The sequence below is a fragment of the Pseudosulfitobacter pseudonitzschiae genome, from assembly GCF_002222635.1.
Classification (GTDB): domain Bacteria; phylum Pseudomonadota; class Alphaproteobacteria; order Rhodobacterales; family Rhodobacteraceae; genus Pseudosulfitobacter; species Pseudosulfitobacter pseudonitzschiae_A.
In genome coordinates this window covers 1-16,372 of the sequence record NZ_CP022419.1, presented here as the reverse complement: position 1 = coordinate 16,372, position 16,372 = coordinate 1, and the positions used below count along the sequence as shown (strand labels likewise).

Below are 16,372 nucleotides of genomic sequence, written 5' to 3'. Positions count from 1 at the left end.
TCCATACCAGTTTGCAAGAGTAAATCCGGGGCCTACTCAAACCTGTCAGTCTGGCATGTTCACGACAGTCACCCCCTTGATGGTGTCGCGTGCCAATTCGACCAGATGGGCGTGATGCGTGAAGAGGATTGCCTGTCCGTTCGTGCCGATCTCGGCACAAAGCCGCAAGGCCGCTCGCGCGCGCGTATCGTCAAAGGTTTCCATGATGTCGTCAAGGATCATCGGCAGTGGGCCCGGCTCGCGGGCAAAGCTGCGATATCCAGCGAGGCGCAGCGCAAAATACAACTGACCCATTGTGCCCGTTGACATCTGTTCAACTGGAACCGTGCTGCCGTTAGGTTGGATACCGACGAGCTTTTCGCCTTCCGCCTGGCTCCAAACATCAACTCCTTTCCACTTGGGAGCGGTCATGGTGACAAAGGCCTCTTCGACGTCGCGCAGCATGCCACTGCGCCGCTCTGCCGCAAGTCGACGCAGCGCCCCGCGCGACGCCAGCACCCCGAGCCGAGCTACAGCCGCCTGACGCGCGCCGCTCCGGAGTTCTTCTAGCAGTGTCGCCTGTTCGGTGGCGAGATCGCTGCGGTCGGCAGCCTCAAAAGCTTCGCGATACAGGCGGGCAGCCTCGCGCTGCGCGTCTCGGGCGGTATCGCGGGAGTCCTGCGCATCTTTCAACGCCTGTTCCAGCTCTGCTGCGCGTGTGGCGTCCGGCATCCGGTTCAGTTCCTCTGCAAAGAGATCGGCGTCTACACTATCACGGGCCTTCTGCCGATCGCGGTCCGCCGTTGCCTTATCTGCGCGCAGACGATCACGTTCAACCAACTTTGCGACCCTGTCGCGCGGCGCGAGGTCTTGCCCGCCCTGCCCATTGAAGCAGCCATCTAGGTCACCGATTGCGGCTTGAAATTCGGTCTTTGCGCGGCTTTTTAAGCTGGCGGTTTCATCGCGTCGCGATGTGGCCTCAGCTCGTTTTTCGTCAGCCCGCATGGATGCCGCCACGCGCACACGCGCACGGTCGATGACTCGAACGGGGTCGATATCAGGCTCTTCCTCAGGATCATCCAAAATCCGATTCAGACTCTGCGCGCCATCGGCAAGGGCGGCAACCGCCTTCTCTAAGGCCTCGATCCGAGCGGAAAGCTTTTGATGCTCGCCATAAAGCTGCTGCAGGCTGCGCAGGTGCGGCAAAGCGGCTCGAATTGCCTCAAGAGAGTGATCAGGCAGAGGCAGCGCCGCAGTCAACCGGTCAAGCTTCCCTTGCGCCGTTTCGCAGTCGGTTCGGCATTCCTCCGACTTGCTGTCCAGCTTGGCTATAGTCTTCTCGCCGTCCTGCCATTTCGCCCAAGCCTTGCGATCACTATCCTCCAAAGTCAATGCGCGTTGTACCTGAGTGGGTAGAGCACCTTTCGCAGGGTCAAGTCCAAGGGGCCGCGCAGCACCAATCAGCGCGTCGCGGGCCGCCTCCTGATGGGCAAGACGGGCTCTTAACGCTTCTTTCGCATTGGAATGATCGGCAGCAGCTTCGGCCGCTGCGTTCAGTGTCTGCTGGCGCGCGCTGAAGGCTGAGGGGGCCGCGTCTTCTTCCAATCCTAGTGCAAGCGCCAATCTGGAACAGCGCTCCGACAGGCGGTCACGGAGAGTGACCAGGTCGTCGTGACGCGTCTTTGCGGTTCCATGCCTTGCGTCGGCGGTCCGCTCCTGACTTTGTGCCGCGAGCAGTCGCTGCCGGGCCTCTGCGCCGGTCAGGTAATGCGCGCGGGTGCCATCATCAGCATACATCGCCGCCTCGAATTGATCCGCGGTCTTGGTGGTCAGATCGCCCCGGTGCTGCTGCCATACCATGTCACGCCGACGCCGGGTCTCTTCGGTAATGACGATGTCAACAGCGTCAGGTGCAGCCTCATGCGCGGAAAGGTCGCCCCGCGCCTCGGCCAGTTCTGCCGCGCGCGCGTCGAGGTCATTGCTCGCCGACGCAAGGTCGGCGGCCAGGGCCGCCCAGTTCCGACCGACTTCGTCGAGCGTTTCGCGCGTCGGAAGGCCCTCGGAGATCAGTTCTTTCCAGGACCCCGGCAGACCAGCAGTGACCTTAGTCAGACGCGCCAAAGCTTGGCTTTGATCAGTCTCTAACGCGGTAAGATCGGCCACAGTCTTCCAAAGATCGAAGGCGGCTCGCAGCGCAGTCAAGTCTTGCGGTTCAGCGGGCGCATCGCCCTGTTGGACGCGGGCTGCTTCGACGGCCTTTCGCGCGGCGTCCGCTGAAATACTAGCGGTCAAGCACTCCTGGACTGCAGCCGCGAGATGCTCAAGAACGCTTGCCTCCAAGGCAATTGTGGATGCCGGCGCATCTGGCACCTGGAGGAGCCGCAAAACGGTGTCTATTTGGCTACTGAGTTTTTCCTGATCTTCGCTGCGCCGGGCAAGATCGGCCCGCGCAGTGCTGGCCCGCCCCATCAGCGGCGCTCCGTCGATGGTCAGTTGATCGAGCCGTTCCAACTCTGCCGTCAACAGTTGGGCCAGCATGTCGACCGGATTGTCTGCGATGATCCGATCTTGCTTGGTGATCTCTTCTTCCGCCTCCGTGATCCGGATCGTTTGCGCCGCGATTTTTTCGACAAGGCCCGCCACGCGCTCTGCCGCGCCAGGAGGAAGCTCGGGGCCGTCGGGGAAATCGACCAAGGCCTCTGTCAGCTGCCCTTTCTCCTCGGTAAGATCGTACCAGACCTCTGCGGCTTTCGACGCAGCTTGTCTTTGATGGGCTTGCCGCAGCTCGGCATCGACCCCCTCAAACTCCGCCGCAGCCCGGTCCCGATCATGACGCAGGTTGCGCTCTCGCTCGGTCGTCAGGCGATCAGCCCTCAGCTCGCGACCAATCTCTTTCAGGCGGTCACTGCCTGTTTTAAGAGCGTTCCCTCGACCGCGTTTCTTGTGAAATTTGTCGGCCCGCTCCGCCAACGCGTCCAGCGTTTGTGCCATGCCTGTCAGGCCAGAGAGACCCGCATGCAGGAGCTGGCCAAGGTCCCCTTGCGCCCCGGCGATCCGTTCTCCGCCTTCCCGCAAACCCTTTTCGTTGAGCGAAAACCGTTCCTCGTATGTATCTCGCGTCAAGCCGTACAAAGCACCCGACAAGATCGCCTCGTTTATTGGGCGGTCATTTGCGTCCAACAGCGATTGGGACCTCTTGCTATTTCGGCGCAAAGCCATGACCCCGCGGCCAGGCAGGTCAAGTTCTGCTCCTACCAAAAGGTCACTTCGGTCGAAACGAAAGGCATAAGGGTGCGCCCCGCCTTTGAACCCGAAGAGCAATTCCAGAAAGGCGTGATAGGCCGTGGACTTGCCCGCCTCATTCGGACCAAAGATCACTGTCACGTCGGACACGCCTTCGTCACGCTTTGGAAAGGTAATCTCGGCGTCTTTGAAACGGCCATAGCGGATCAGGTCTAACCGGTTCAGCCTCATTGCGAGGCCCCCGCGTGCAATGTCAGAGAGACTTCCGCAATCGCTTCCTCCAGAAGCGTATCCAGCCCGCCCTCATCCAACTCGTCCATGATTTCGGATGGCAGGGCGAGGCGTAGTTCTTCAAGCTGTTGCAGGGCGGCCTGTCGAAAGCCTTCTTCGGCCAGTTCGTCCTGCATGAGGCGGACAAGATCGTCGGTCTCGGCACCCGGTTTGCGGGGCGGCGGGACAGATTTGACCTTGTCGAGGAATACGCGATCGATGCTATCCAGCACTTCGGCCGCCAGTTCCGTCACCAGTTCTGTCCCGTGGCGATCCGAAGTGACGTGCAGGCGCACCGCCATATCGCGTTCCGGCACTTGCGCGGACATCAACGCGTCTCCCAAGCTGCGCAAGACCTCTTGTTGGTCAGCACAGGCGCTCAGATCCAGCGCACATTCGGAAAAGCCAAGGTGCCCAATGGCGCGGCGTTCGAACTCCGGCGTGCCCTCGCCCAGCGACACAAAGGTCACGGTACCACCGTTGCGCTCGCCAGAGTGACGCGGCTGCGGGATACCGGGCATGACCGCCAGAATCGGTCCATCGACCCGCTCAAAAGGTGCATGAATGTGCCCGAGGCACCAGAGGTCGTACCCATGCGCCATCAGGTCCCGTTCGGCGCAGGGTGCATAGGGATCATGGCCCGGGGCACCGTCAAGCGAGGTATGCATCAGCCCCACGTTGCGCTTGCCCGGCACCGGTCGCGGATAATCGGGAAGGAAGCTCTTCGCCACATGGGCCGCATCAAAGGAGAGGCCATGGAAAGCCGTGCCGCCGATCTCGACCGTTGGTGCGCCCTTGTGCAGCAGATGGATGTTCGGCCCCAAATCTCCATGCGCCTTGTGATCTAACAGCGCATCGTGGTTACCCCTGATCAGCACCGTGGGCACACCAGCTTCGGAGGCACGCGCCAACTGGGCAATCAGGAAGGCGCGGGATTTCAGGTCCGGGTAACCATTGTCAAAGATGTCGCCCGCCAGCACCAACGCATCGACCTGTTCCGATATCGCCAGATCGACGATCTCGGCAAAAGTATCGCGGCTGGCCTGTTTCAGCCGGTCGCCGAGGTCCGGGTTGCGTAACGCCACGGATCGGATGGGTGATCCAAGGTGAATGTCAGCTGAAACGAGAAGGCGCATTATGTTCCGTCCGTGTTTCCGCGAAAGATGCGGCTTTTCTGTTGATACAACAAGTTATCAGTTGGTCTTCTCAGTAAGGTCGTTCATCGATAGAAATAGCCAGCCTTTGACTACGTTTCTCTGATCGATTAGCCAATCACTTGCTCATACAAGTCGCACAGACTGCGCCCAGCACTTATCTGTATCCAAGCGCAGACTGCCTGAACTATTAGCGCCGCAGCCACTCGTCCCGGATCTCATGGATGGCAAGGTCCTTCCACTGTTCTTTCCATAGAGCCCAATAGGGAATGTCCGTCGATGCCGGCCCAGTTGTGCAAACATCAATCTGCACCACAGATGGAAGTGCGATCGATTCTCCGACAAGCAGCGCCTCTCCCTGCTTGAAGGCTGGCATTTTGTCGATCAGAGAACCCAGTGAGTCCGGCAAAAGCTTACGCACATATCCTTGATCAACGGGATTAGTCAGACGCATCGCAATGAAACTGTTGCACTGCGAGAAAATGGTTTCGGAGATCTCTGATGGCCTTTGGCTCGCGAGAAGCAAAGTAACGCCGTACTTCCGTCCCTCCTTGGCAATGCGTTCGATTGACATTTTCGACGCACGAAACTTGGAAAGATCGCTATTCGGTACATATTTGTGCGCTTCCTCGTAAACGAGAAGGATGGGCGCGTCATTGTTGATCTTCTCGTTTGGATCAGCCGCAGAGCGCAACCGCTTGTAAAAATATCCATGCTCGAAAATCAAACGCGAGATCAGCGAAACCGTAATGCTAAGAACCTCAAAAGGGACGCCACTCAGATCGATAACAGTAACATTTTTTGGCTTTTCTGTACTGTAGCCGAGAATTGAGCGGAGCGTTTCTTCGAAGGTGATGGTTTGCGACTTCTCCCCCAAAAAAAACTCGAGCCGGCGGTCGTTGATCTTGCTCTCAAGCCGGTTCACAAAATTTGTAAGGCGCCCATTGAGGCTACCTTGGGTGAACTTCGTCTGGCCCTTCTTTGCTCCGGAGGCGAAGACCTCGCCAGTATCAATCATCTCGCCATTCCGAGCAATCACGTGCTTGAGAACATCACGGATGTTGAAAGGAAGAGGCGTATCCATATGGATCCGCTCCTTGACGTCTTCGGCACCAGAATACTGGGCCTTCCTACTCTGAAGAACAGCATCTTTGAACACGTTGCGTTGGTTGTGATCGTTCGCCTCGGTATCAAGAAAGAACTCTTCCAGTTCCTCGCCACTCAGCATCCAGTAGGGAAGCACAAGATTTGCGCTGTCCAAAAAATTCGCGTCCGGAAAAGCCGCTCGATACTCGGAATGGATATCGAATATGATCACGTGCGAATTGTTCAAGGCATAATCGCCCTTCTCAGCTACAGCGTTCTGAACAATCTTCGCCACTGTGTGAGATTTCCCGGAACCAGTCGAACCGACTACAGCGATATGCTTATTGAAGAACTTGTTCCCGTCGACTGGAACTTCAACTTCTTGGTTCGTCGCCAGTCTTGAAAAGCAAAAGCGATCGTTTAAAGGTAATGCACTGCCATAGATGAGCCGGATGTCGTCTATAGTGGCGGGCTCAACCGTCTTTGGTGGGATTGCAAGGGCGTCACCGCCCCGTTCGAATTTTTTATCGCGCAGAACACCGAGCGGAAACGCGTCGATCACGTAGTCCCGGCTACCGTCGTCTTGAGCCTGAATCTGAAAATTTTCAATAATTGCAATCAGAACAGCGTTTTCGTTGTCAGATATCTTAAGATAAGATCCAACCCGCAAAGACTCTTCCGCTACACGAAAATTTTCGAGATCATCGACAACAATCTTAACCTTGTCAGGGAACACCGCGACCACTTCAGCTTTTACATTGCTCATAGATTTACCCCTAAATTATGCTTTCGATATCTTTATAGTCTGGAACTTGGAGCCTAACGTGCTTTATGGCGTCGTCGCCAAAGTCAGCCACGGGCGTGATTTCATAAAATTCATAAATTTCCCGGGATCGTAGGAAAGATTGAAAAGTCTGTTGTGCTTCAAACAGGTAGGAAAATATTCGCAAATCAGGACCGTTGCTGTGAGTCGCAGAGCGAGAGATTGAGGCTCCGTCAAACTCGGCGTCTTTGAAATCATATCCGTCGAGGAAACGAAGACTCTCATTGTGCAACTCCTGCTTAAGGGCTGCGATCTCTGCATCGTCGATGCCACAGAGCAAAACGTACGGCGAAAACGGTTTCGCCTCTCGCGGTGATAGTTTGGAGTACTTCCGTGAAATTGTCTTGAGCAGGCCTTTAACAGCGCCCCTCTGATACGAACTTTCGCTCACATGGATAATGAAGAGCCGATCTGCCGATGAGATATTCAATCCATTGACGAAAAATTCATTGCGGAGCTTTTGATAATACTTGGCTTTTCCCCTCTTGGCGACGAACCACTCGTCGAAGAGGATTGAAGATGTATCTATTCGCTCAAGAAACTCTTGCCTTGTGATGATGCGCAAGGCTTCATCGGTTTGGGTCGACAATTCCTTGATAACGCGAAGTGCGCTGTTGTAATAGAAGAACTCGGCCGTAAAGAGCGAGCAATCAAACCGCTTGGCGAGCGCACCGATGATGGTATTGAACTGGTCGTCGAACTTTGCGGCATCTACGTCGATCGAGAGGGCTTCCAAGAAGCCCTTGAGCTCTTGATCGCTGACGTTCAATTCCTCATGTTTTTTTTCAGTGATTTTTTTCGATGTAACGGTGAGGAAATTTTCTTTGAGGAAATCAATATTGAACGGCATGACGAGTTTGCTTTGACCGGACTCGAAATAGCCACTGAGCTTATATTTTATCGAAGGCCGGCCTGCCGTAAGACCGTCTTTGTAATGCGAAAGCATAAAAATTATGGCTGGCTTGATTACCGAATGATTGTATTCGGTCTTCTCGTAATATTTGCATTGGACAGCAGTGAAGTCCGTCGCTGTTCGCACATCGATGTCTTCGATGCATTCAATTGCCACGCTTTCCGTAGCTTCGGCGAGTTCAAGAATGCTCAGGATCGAGCGATCAAACTGATAAAAATAACCACGGATTGTGGGAACAGCGCTGCGATCTGTCAAAAGCATACCTCCGCGGCAAAAAGTTGAAAAACAGCGTCGATATGTGTTCGATAACAGCAACTCACGATTCTACCTGCGTTCTTTCGCTTATTATATTACAATCAGTTAAATGAAGATCATAGTGAGATCGGATTGCCAAGGACGGGCCTGAAAGCCGCTTGCTCTGGTCAGCCAAAAAATCAGTTTGGAATTCACACCGAACTTCAACTTCTCGCCCTAGCGTTGGCAGCAAGAGCTGTGACTACACTTTCAAGGCATTTTGGCTCAAGCCTAGATGAAATCGCATCCAACTCCAATAATTCGCGCGTCAAATGCGGGTGAAACTTCTCGGTCAGCAGGTTTCCAGCGCCTGCAAATAGATCAACATCTTCACCCTCCCCAATCCTGTTGAGAACCTCGGTTAATGGCGGAGTTTCTTCCCCAGCTTCCACTTGAAGGAAACCATCATATTGTTCGACAGAAAACCCAAAGCTTCTCAGCGCAAGCGCCAAGGTTGTCGTTTTCATTGTCCCTACTCGTGTTGCGATAATTGATGTTTCTTCCCCCAAATTGACAAGCGACCCGTTAGCAAACCCCATCTGCGCATAGTTCAGCCGCGCCTCCTCAAGCATTTCAAACGCATTCGCGTCCATGTAGAGGGGCTTGGTATCGCCCTCCAACACATCGAACATGCGCGCGATTACCTTGTCATGGATCTCGCCCGGGTCCCCACCAAAGACAGGCGGCACACCTGCTTTGGCAGGTTTGACCATAATTACCTTTTCCCGGTCATGGATTTCCTGAACCAGCCAACGGCGTCCGGAAAAGATGAGCATCATCCCAGGTGAGAGGATGTTGTCGATTGGCAATGTCCCAAGATCCCGACCGTTTGAAACCAGCCGGTATTCTTCGGGCGTCTTGAACACCGCGTAAAAGCTATAATGCTCGACTAACCGCTCTCCGTTTTGGCCCAAGAGCAACAACCCCCCGTCCGTTTGCTCTATCAAGCCAGTTTCAGGATTACCGAGCGCGCGCAGCACATCAGTGAACATAGCTGTGGTGACTTGCCGAAACGGGCCTTCGCGACACAGCACGTTGTATAGAATATTTGCCGGAGCCCCTCCCCGTTGTGCGATCACTGAAAGGATTTGATGGACAAGTGTCGACAGATGCAGCGCTTGCGGCTTGGGTGGTTCACACCAGCCCTCCAACAACAGATCAATCATCGCAATCGACCGGATCAGGCCTAGTCTCAGACGATCCACAAAGCTGCTATCCGAAGTGAGCCTCGTTTCTACCGCGTATTGTCGAAGGATGGCTGGCTGGCCCTCCCTACGTCCTGAACGTCCCAATCGCTGCCGCAGGGCTGCGACGGTGAAGGGTGCGCCGATTTGGGCGACACAGGTCACATCGCCGATGTCGATGCCAAGCTCTAGTGTGGACGTGCAGACAGCTGTGGTCGGTTTGCTGCTGTCTTTCAGGCGCCGTTCAACAAAATCGCGGTGATCGCGTGAAAGGCTGGCATGGTGCGGGTAGAACTCTTGGGGAAGGTGCTCTTGCTCGCAAAGATCACGCAGCCGGTCAGCATAGATCTCGACACGTTGGCGGGAGCCTGCAAACACAAGATTGTCGCTTCCCCTTAGATGCTCGAATAAATGCGCTGCGACAGCATCCGTGGCAGATGGGGTGTTGTCGTCTTCTCCACCGGAAAGATAGCCACGCAGCTGGAGTTTAAGTTCAGCTTCTCCACCCTCCGCTTCGATCAATGCGACGTTTTCCGCATTGTCAGGCCGCAGATAAGCGCGGGCGAGATCCATATCCCCGAGCGTCGCAGATAGTCCAATCCGGCGGATGGGCCTTTTGATCGCCAACTCAAGACGTGTCAGCAGGGACCGCAATTGCACCCCGCGCTCACTATCGAGCACAGTGTGCAATTCATCGATTACCACAGCTCGGGTTGCACCGAACAGGCGCGCGATTTCCAAGCCCCGACGGACAAACAATGCCTCCAGCGACTCTGGCGTGATCAATAGTATCCCCTTAGGGTTTTTCATCGCGCGCGTTTTGACTGATTGCGACACATCGCCGTGCCACGGCACCACTGGAAGCTCCGCCTCTTGACAGATGCCTTCGAGCCGCCCCGCCTGATCGGTGATCAGCGCTTTGAGTGGTCCGATGTAGAGCAAGTCGAACCCGCCGCCCTCTGCCGGTGCATCCAGCACCTGAGAGATCAACGGAAAAAATGCGGCCTCTGTTTTACCACCGGCCGTCGATGCCGCGACGATGAGGTCGTTGTCAGTTTCGTGAATAGTCCGAATTGCACGCGCTTGAATGTCGCGCAGCTCACGCCACCCCTGCTGTCTGATCCACTTCTGGACGGGGCGGGCAAGTTGGTCAAAGGCGCTACTCATCCTAGAGGCTCAGAGCTTGAAGCTGATCAAATCGTCGTCACCATTAGGTTGAGCACCAGTCGTTTCCTCTACTTCGCTCATATCCTCGCCTCGGTCTTCTGAGACGTCGATCTTCTCGATCAGGTCACTCCATTCAACGCCTGGATTTTGCTCCAGCACGGACAGCAAATTCACAAAAGCAGTGACGGTATTGCGCGGCGTCCTGAAATAGGCTTCCCCAATCCGATCAGAGCAATGGTTCATAAAGGCTTCCAGCGCTGTATCCGGCAAGGCAGTTTCATCATCCTGCATCACGCGTCTGACATTGGCCAACAGAACAAACAGATCTTCCGGCGTCAGGCTGGCCAGCCGCACAACCGGCCCCGACAAATCGACGAGCCCATCGCGGGCGAAGGTGTTTTCTGCCAACCGCGATTGCAGGGCTTCATAGCTATAAAGCCCACGGCGTGTGTTCATCAAAAACTCTGGCGTGCCTCCCATGAGAAACCCAAGATTCTCGGCACTGCCCTGAAGTACGTCGTTCAGAATCCGAAGAATCTGCTCGTAGTTCGCATTGCGCGCTTGGGACGATGTCAGCTTGAACAGGTTCACCATTTCATCAAGGCCGACAAGTAGCCCTTTGTAACCCGCCTCGCACACAAATGCCGACATCAGCTTGAGATGATCGTAAACGCTCGCATCATCGACAATCGTGCGCACGCCAAGTGCTTTGCGCGCATCCGTGCGGGTTGCGAATTCTCCCCGCAACCAACGCAGAGCAGCGGACTTAAGTTCGTCATCCCCGTTCTCATGGCCTTCCCAATACCGGCGAATGACCTCTGCAAATTCAAAGCCGCCAGTAAGTTCTTCAAAATGGCTCAGACGCTCACGTATGATGGTGCCCGTTGGCACGTCTTTTTCCTCGGCGTCTCGGTGCGCTTGGCTGACAAACCGCTCAACCACACTGGCCAAAGCACCACCATCGGGCTTTGTGCGCGTTGACAGGTTGCGCGCCATCTCTGCGTAGAGGCCGCGCGCTTGTCCACCTGTCGCGTGAATACGCCGGTCGGGTGCAAGATCAGCGAACATCACCACCAGCCCTTTTTCCAAAGCCACTAAACGGATCAGGTTCATAAAGAAGGTTTTGCCGGATCCATATTCCCCGATAACAAAACGGATGGCGGAGCCGCCGTCCGCGATACGTTCCATGTCCTTCACAAGTTCTTCGATCTCGCGAACGCGCCCTACCTGAATATGACGCAGGCCCAGTTTTGGCACGACCCCCGCCCGTAACGCCTGAACAATTGCATCGCGCTCACGTGGCTTTAATTTAGACATGACGCTCCTCCCCTTCTAATTTTTGTTTTACCGCATCCGCAATTTCCGGAGACACGTCGTAACCATCATATTCATCCAACAAGGCTTCATCATGTGTCTCAAAGGCCCACTCGTTGACGGCCTCCAATGCACCTGACGGCATCAATCCATGCTTTCCACAAAGCTGCTCGAATGCGTCCTCGGTCCAGTTCTCTTGACCCACCAAATCCAACAGCAAAGCGCCATGTTTTGCATCTAGCCCGGTAAACAGCGTTGCACTCTTGGAGTCCCTGCCCTCTTCTGCCTCTTCCTCAGCCTCAAATATCTGCCCTAGGACAGAAGACACCCGCGCCGTATCTGATCTGATGGCCGCGATCCGCGATGCATCCAGTACGGGCCCGGTTGCCTTTTGTCGTTCAGGAATGGCCTCTCCAGAATTGCCCGGCTGGGCCGCACGAACAGTGCGTGGCGCGTCTGCAATCTCTCCAGCGTGAAGGTCGGAATAGGCGAGTGATGGATCAAGGCCCAATGCCTTGTACACCTTTTCAATGCTGGCGACTTCTTCGGATTGAATGACGCCATCGGCGTGTGCCGCACCCACCAATGCCGCACGCATCGCCTTTTGGTCTTCCACACCAACATCTTTGAGTTTGCGGCGCAGCAGCGTCATGTCAGGCGGCACAGCAAGGAACCATACCATATTTGCTTGAAGGCGGTGCCGCTCTTGCTCACTCAGCCCCTCAACAGATGCGATTTGAGCCTCCAACGCTTTGCGTTCAGCATCGGCGATACGCCCGTCTGCATGGGCAACAAACGAGGCAAGAGCCAACTCCATCAACGCTGTTTGATAGCTTGCCGAAACATCTTCCAGCTTTTCGATCTGCTCGCCAAGATCAAACAGAACTACGGGTTCTTCCGGTTTCGGTGAACGCAGTGCAAAGCGTGGATCAGGTGCGAGCCCAAATCCAAGACGCGCCAAAGCATCTGCCGCCCCTGTTAGCTGTCGCTTGCCAATCTTCGTGCTACGCTGTCCTTCAAGCTTTTCGATCACGTCGGCCAGCGGAATAAGTCCGCCGCTCTGCATGATCCCCCTCGCCCACTCTTTCAGCGCTTCCATTTGTGTCGACGGAAACAGGCTCCACAGATCTAGTGGCAAGAGGGCGTGCGCTTCGATGCTTCCCCTGCCCTCGGGGTTCCGACCAAGATAGCGGCTCAGCTTATCAAGATCGTTTATGACTTCATCTGCAACTTCCTGCGCAATCTCGATCGGTTTTCGCAATCCGGAAATATCAGGAACGGGTTTGCCGTCGGCTGTCGGATTGAGAGTCCCTTCGAACTCGCTTGAGGCTGCGCGATACGTTGCTTTGAGGTGTTTGCGCGGCTTGCTGACCTTTAGCCCATTTGGAAAGCGATCGTCGAACCGAATCTTGAACAACGCCAGGAATTCATCACGGCACCGCGTTGCTGGCGTGCGCAAATGGCTTTCTGGATGGCACATCAACCAGCTCAGAACCCAGTCTGCACTCAGGTTTTCTCCCTTATCAAGACGAGCGCCAATCGCATACTTCAGCGAAAAAGGAAGCTCCCAACCCTGGCGTTCAAAGATCGGCTCCAGCGCCTCAAACTCAGTTTCGGCAAGTGTCGCGATATCAAGAAATTCTCCCAAGTATCGCTTCACCGAATGGTTTTCGGGATAGACGGAAATCAATCTCCGAACTTCTGCGATGATATCCTTTGCATCAGCATTGGATTGATCGACGAAAAATCTCCGTTCCAACCCGTAAAAATACAAGAACATATAGCCCGGATCATAAGATGAATCAGAACGGCCGCTCGCCAACCATTCAAGATAGGTCGCCCTGCTTCGTGCTGAAATATCAGAATACCCAGGCCAGTATGACATGCCCTCCCCTGCCCTATCGTCCCCTGTCCTCGCGACGGAGAGAGAAGGGTCGATGTAGGCCCTGCATTTGTCGCGATAGCCATGGTGATTAAGCAATGGCGGCGTGCCGACATAGACCATTCCGCCAATATCTCGCGCAGCAACGGTCACGGTCTCTGCCGCTGGTATCCAGCCATTTTTACGTGAATTCGTTTGCGTCTTGTGTGCTGTTGGCCGCGGGTTCTCATACTGCTTTGCGATTGCCGAAAGTGCTGGTGCCGCAGACTGGCCGGCACGCACGATTTCCGAGTAGTCCTGTTTTGGTGGTTTGGGCAGCGCTGTCGACGATGATTGAAGAGCATTCGCTTCGCGCGTTCTCTCTCGCTCACGCTCGGTGCGTTTTTCGTGGGCACTTACGCGGGCCACTGGCTCGGATTGAGTTACTCTTGTGTTTGTGCTTTCCGCGGCAAGCACTTTGGCTTCCACTTTTCGGGATCGTCTCTTTTCTTGCCACCAGACCAAAACGATAGGTAAGCCGAAGGCAAAGAGCATTTGACCGCCAATAGGCCAACCTTGCAACACGGTCACTACGGCAACCATGCACAACAAAAAATAGAGCGCGTAAAAAAATAGAACTCGAAAAAGCTTTAGTATTGATGACATTAACGAAACCCTCTTTCGGAACACACTAGATTGCGTGATTTGCGATGCAATCACTATCGCTTAGGTAGAAGTACAGTTTCCTTTTTAAATTCAGCGCTCTCGCCTTGCTCTACCGAAGTACAAAGCCGCTATACTTAGGTGAATGCCGCAACCCGCTCCCTGCAAAGGGCAATCATAGCCTCTGCCCGCTCCTCGATATCACGGTCCATACCGGGAAGATCAGGCAGAGAAATCTTGTCTATGGCTTCGGCGAAGCCCTGCAAGAAATGATCAATCTCTTCGCCCACACCGGTTGCAGCCAAGCCGGCGATCGCCGCCACCTGCATAAAATCACGACGCCGCAAGCGATCATCTTTGCCGTTCAGCTTCAGGGCCATGCGATCATGTTCAAGACTCGGGAACACCCGCGTCGTGACCGCATCATAGAGCGGCGCGAGGCGAATTGTGCTGAAGCGATCCGCAACAGGGTCGGCAATCTTTAGAAGCGCTAAATTCTTCAGGTGCATATCGCCGTCGCCGATCAACCAAGCGAATAAGGCGCGCTTGATGACCAACTGAAGATCTTCCCCGGCAGATGTCGACAGCGGTCGAACAGCACGCGTTATCCTCTCGATTGTTCCATCATACTTCGCATCGGGGGGCAGATCGAGGACCGAACACAGATCCTCCAAAGCAAAGCGGCGTTCATCCTCGGGCGATGTGCGAATATCAAAGCGCTCGACCAGTAAAGCAGGGGGCATGTCATCCGGCATTGCTACCAAAGCAATGTCGGGTGACGCCAACCCTGAAGCACGGCCAAGAGTCATGGCAAGATACTCGATCACGGGAAGCGCCTGAAATCCGCTAGTTCCCGCCGGCTTCAAAATGTGAGTGAACGGCAAGCCCGCGCTCGGCGACAATTGGCCATCCTGCGCTAAATACATTGGCGCCTTGATCTGAACGCCAGACAGGCGCGGTGTGTCCGCCCGCTCATAAAGGCGCGCCAGCCCGGCCTCGAAATCTGCTTCAAGCTTGCCGCGCCCGGGGCCGGCATAGTTTCCGGTAAACAAACCGTCGCGGGCATATCGGGACAACGACACGGATAGCATGTCTACGGGGAGCGATGCGAGCTCGGTTGCGTCTTCGCTGATCGTAATGTTGGACATATATCGTTTGCCCGAGCGCAGAACCGCACGCTCGTCATTGTCTTTGAGAACCTTCTCGAGCCATCCCTCAGGCAACAGTGAGAGGATGAAGGGGGGTAGCCTGCCAGGAACCCGCTGTTGCACGAGCGGCAAGTTGAAATTGTCTTGCGGCTGCCATCGCCATTCAAAACCGTCATGACCCAGCTGACCGACGATTTGCCCATGCCAAGCAACCGAGAACGTTAGTGCTGCTTCGTTGCGAACATCCACCGCAACAGCAGAACGCAACAAATATCGCTCTGCATGCTCCCCCTCGCGATACCATTTGTTTTCGCGCGCTAGCGCCCAAACCGCATCCGCCGCGGCAGACGGGCTGCCGTATTCTTCAATAAGACGCGCGGCGATCTCGGTCCGCATCCCTTCATCAATCGCGCTGGCGTGCTCGCTGCGTTGCCGAAAAGCTTCAAGAAATCGCTGCCGCATCGACGAGACGGCGACTTTGAACTCCCCTGCCCCATCATCGACAATGGCAGTCGCGACCGCTGGCTGATCTGGCGCTACGTTCTGGATGATCTCCAGAGACCTGATCCGAGTACGCTGATTTCGTTTCCCGCTTATGAATAAGCGACCATCTCGCGTAGGTGCGAGCAGAGTGGCGCTGGCTGCCGAGAGATACGCCTTTGGATAAAGATAATGCGCAATCCGCACCGCATTCCGCAGAACAATTGCATCTATGTCTGCGTCGGCGTCGACATAGATGCCTCGCATAAGTTGAACAAGTTTTCCTGTCTCAGCTTGGTAGTGAGCACGGTCCTTGTCGAGGTTTTCGCCAATGAGATAGAGCAATATTCTAACTTTCGCGCACTTGAGATACGAGATAGTTAGATTTTTTTATGGCACCCGTCAAGAAATTCCAACTATCCCGCACATGACATGCGCGAAAGTTAGGTCGAAAGCGCCACTCCGAAGAGGCCTCACACGTAGCCACGCGCACAAAAGCCACAACCAAGACCATGTTGTGGTCGTTCAATTTTGGTACGCGTACCTTCCTGAAGGCTCGTCAAAAATGAGTTGGCAAAAGATATCAAGGCCAACTGTCCCAAACCAAAGAGGCAGAGAACGCCGTGATTGCATTAAAATTGGGTCTCTTGCAGCTTTCCAGAACTCACGAACCATCAGCTACGGCGTACCACTTGATAAGCGGAAACAAAGTGCCGTGTCGAGCTTGTGTCTGGGAGCAGCACCGGTCGATCAGCTCGACTGCCACCGACATCTCCACAGTCGCCCCCTACCC

General features: G+C 55.0%; 8 protein-coding genes. All 8 read right to left on the bottom strand.

Going from position 1 to position 16,372, the window contains the following annotated elements:
• Nucleotides 1-45: 45 nt before the first annotated feature.
• The 8 genes from SULPSESMR1_RS22295 to SULPSESMR1_RS22260 all read right to left on the bottom strand — a co-directional run bounded on the left by SULPSESMR1_RS22295 (nucleotide 46) and on the right by SULPSESMR1_RS22260 (nucleotide 15,927).
• A complete protein-coding gene (locus SULPSESMR1_RS22295; protein WP_089423270.1) occupies nucleotides 46-3,453 on the bottom strand; it encodes an AAA family ATPase in 3,408 nt (1,135 codons plus the stop codon).
• Nucleotides 3,450-4,628: a metallophosphoesterase family protein gene (locus SULPSESMR1_RS22290; RefSeq protein WP_089423269.1), complete on the bottom strand. Its 1,179-nt coding sequence runs from the start codon at nucleotides 4,626-4,628 to the stop codon at nucleotides 3,450-3,452. The genes SULPSESMR1_RS22295 and SULPSESMR1_RS22290 overlap by 4 nt, the downstream gene beginning before the upstream one ends.
• Nucleotides 4,629-4,836: 208 nt before the next feature.
• Nucleotides 4,837-6,498 carry an ATP-binding protein gene (locus tag SULPSESMR1_RS22285; RefSeq protein WP_089423268.1) on the bottom strand — a complete coding sequence of 554 codons (1,662 nt, stop codon included), beginning with the start codon at nucleotides 6,496-6,498 and terminating at the stop codon, nucleotides 4,837-4,839.
• 10 nt (nucleotides 6,499-6,508) lie between these two features.
• On the bottom strand, nucleotides 6,509-7,729 hold the full coding sequence (locus SULPSESMR1_RS22280; protein ID WP_089423267.1) for a DUF4297 family anti-phage-associated protein: 1,221 nt from the start codon (nucleotides 7,727-7,729) through the stop codon (nucleotides 6,509-6,511).
• A gap of 197 nt (nucleotides 7,730-7,926) precedes the next feature.
• On the bottom strand, nucleotides 7,927-10,113 hold the full coding sequence (locus SULPSESMR1_RS22275; protein WP_089423266.1) for a DEAD/DEAH box helicase: 2,187 nt from the start codon (nucleotides 10,111-10,113) through the stop codon (nucleotides 7,927-7,929).
• 9 nt (nucleotides 10,114-10,122) lie between these two features.
• Nucleotides 10,123-11,430 (bottom strand): ATP-binding protein, encoded by a 1,308-nt coding sequence (locus SULPSESMR1_RS22270; RefSeq protein WP_089423265.1) that lies wholly within the window; start codon nucleotides 11,428-11,430, stop codon nucleotides 10,123-10,125.
• On the bottom strand, nucleotides 11,423-13,954 hold the full coding sequence (locus tag SULPSESMR1_RS22265) for a TerB N-terminal domain-containing protein (RefSeq protein WP_089423264.1): 2,532 nt from the start codon (nucleotides 13,952-13,954) through the stop codon (nucleotides 11,423-11,425). The genes SULPSESMR1_RS22270 and SULPSESMR1_RS22265 overlap by 8 nt, the downstream gene beginning before the upstream one ends.
• A gap of 134 nt (nucleotides 13,955-14,088) precedes the next feature.
• The gene (locus SULPSESMR1_RS22260; RefSeq protein WP_089423263.1) at nucleotides 14,089-15,927 is read right to left on the bottom strand and encodes a type II toxin-antitoxin system HipA family toxin; all 1,839 of its coding nucleotides are present in this window, start codon (nucleotides 15,925-15,927) and stop codon (nucleotides 14,089-14,091) included.
• Nucleotides 15,928-16,372: the final 445 nt, after the last annotated feature.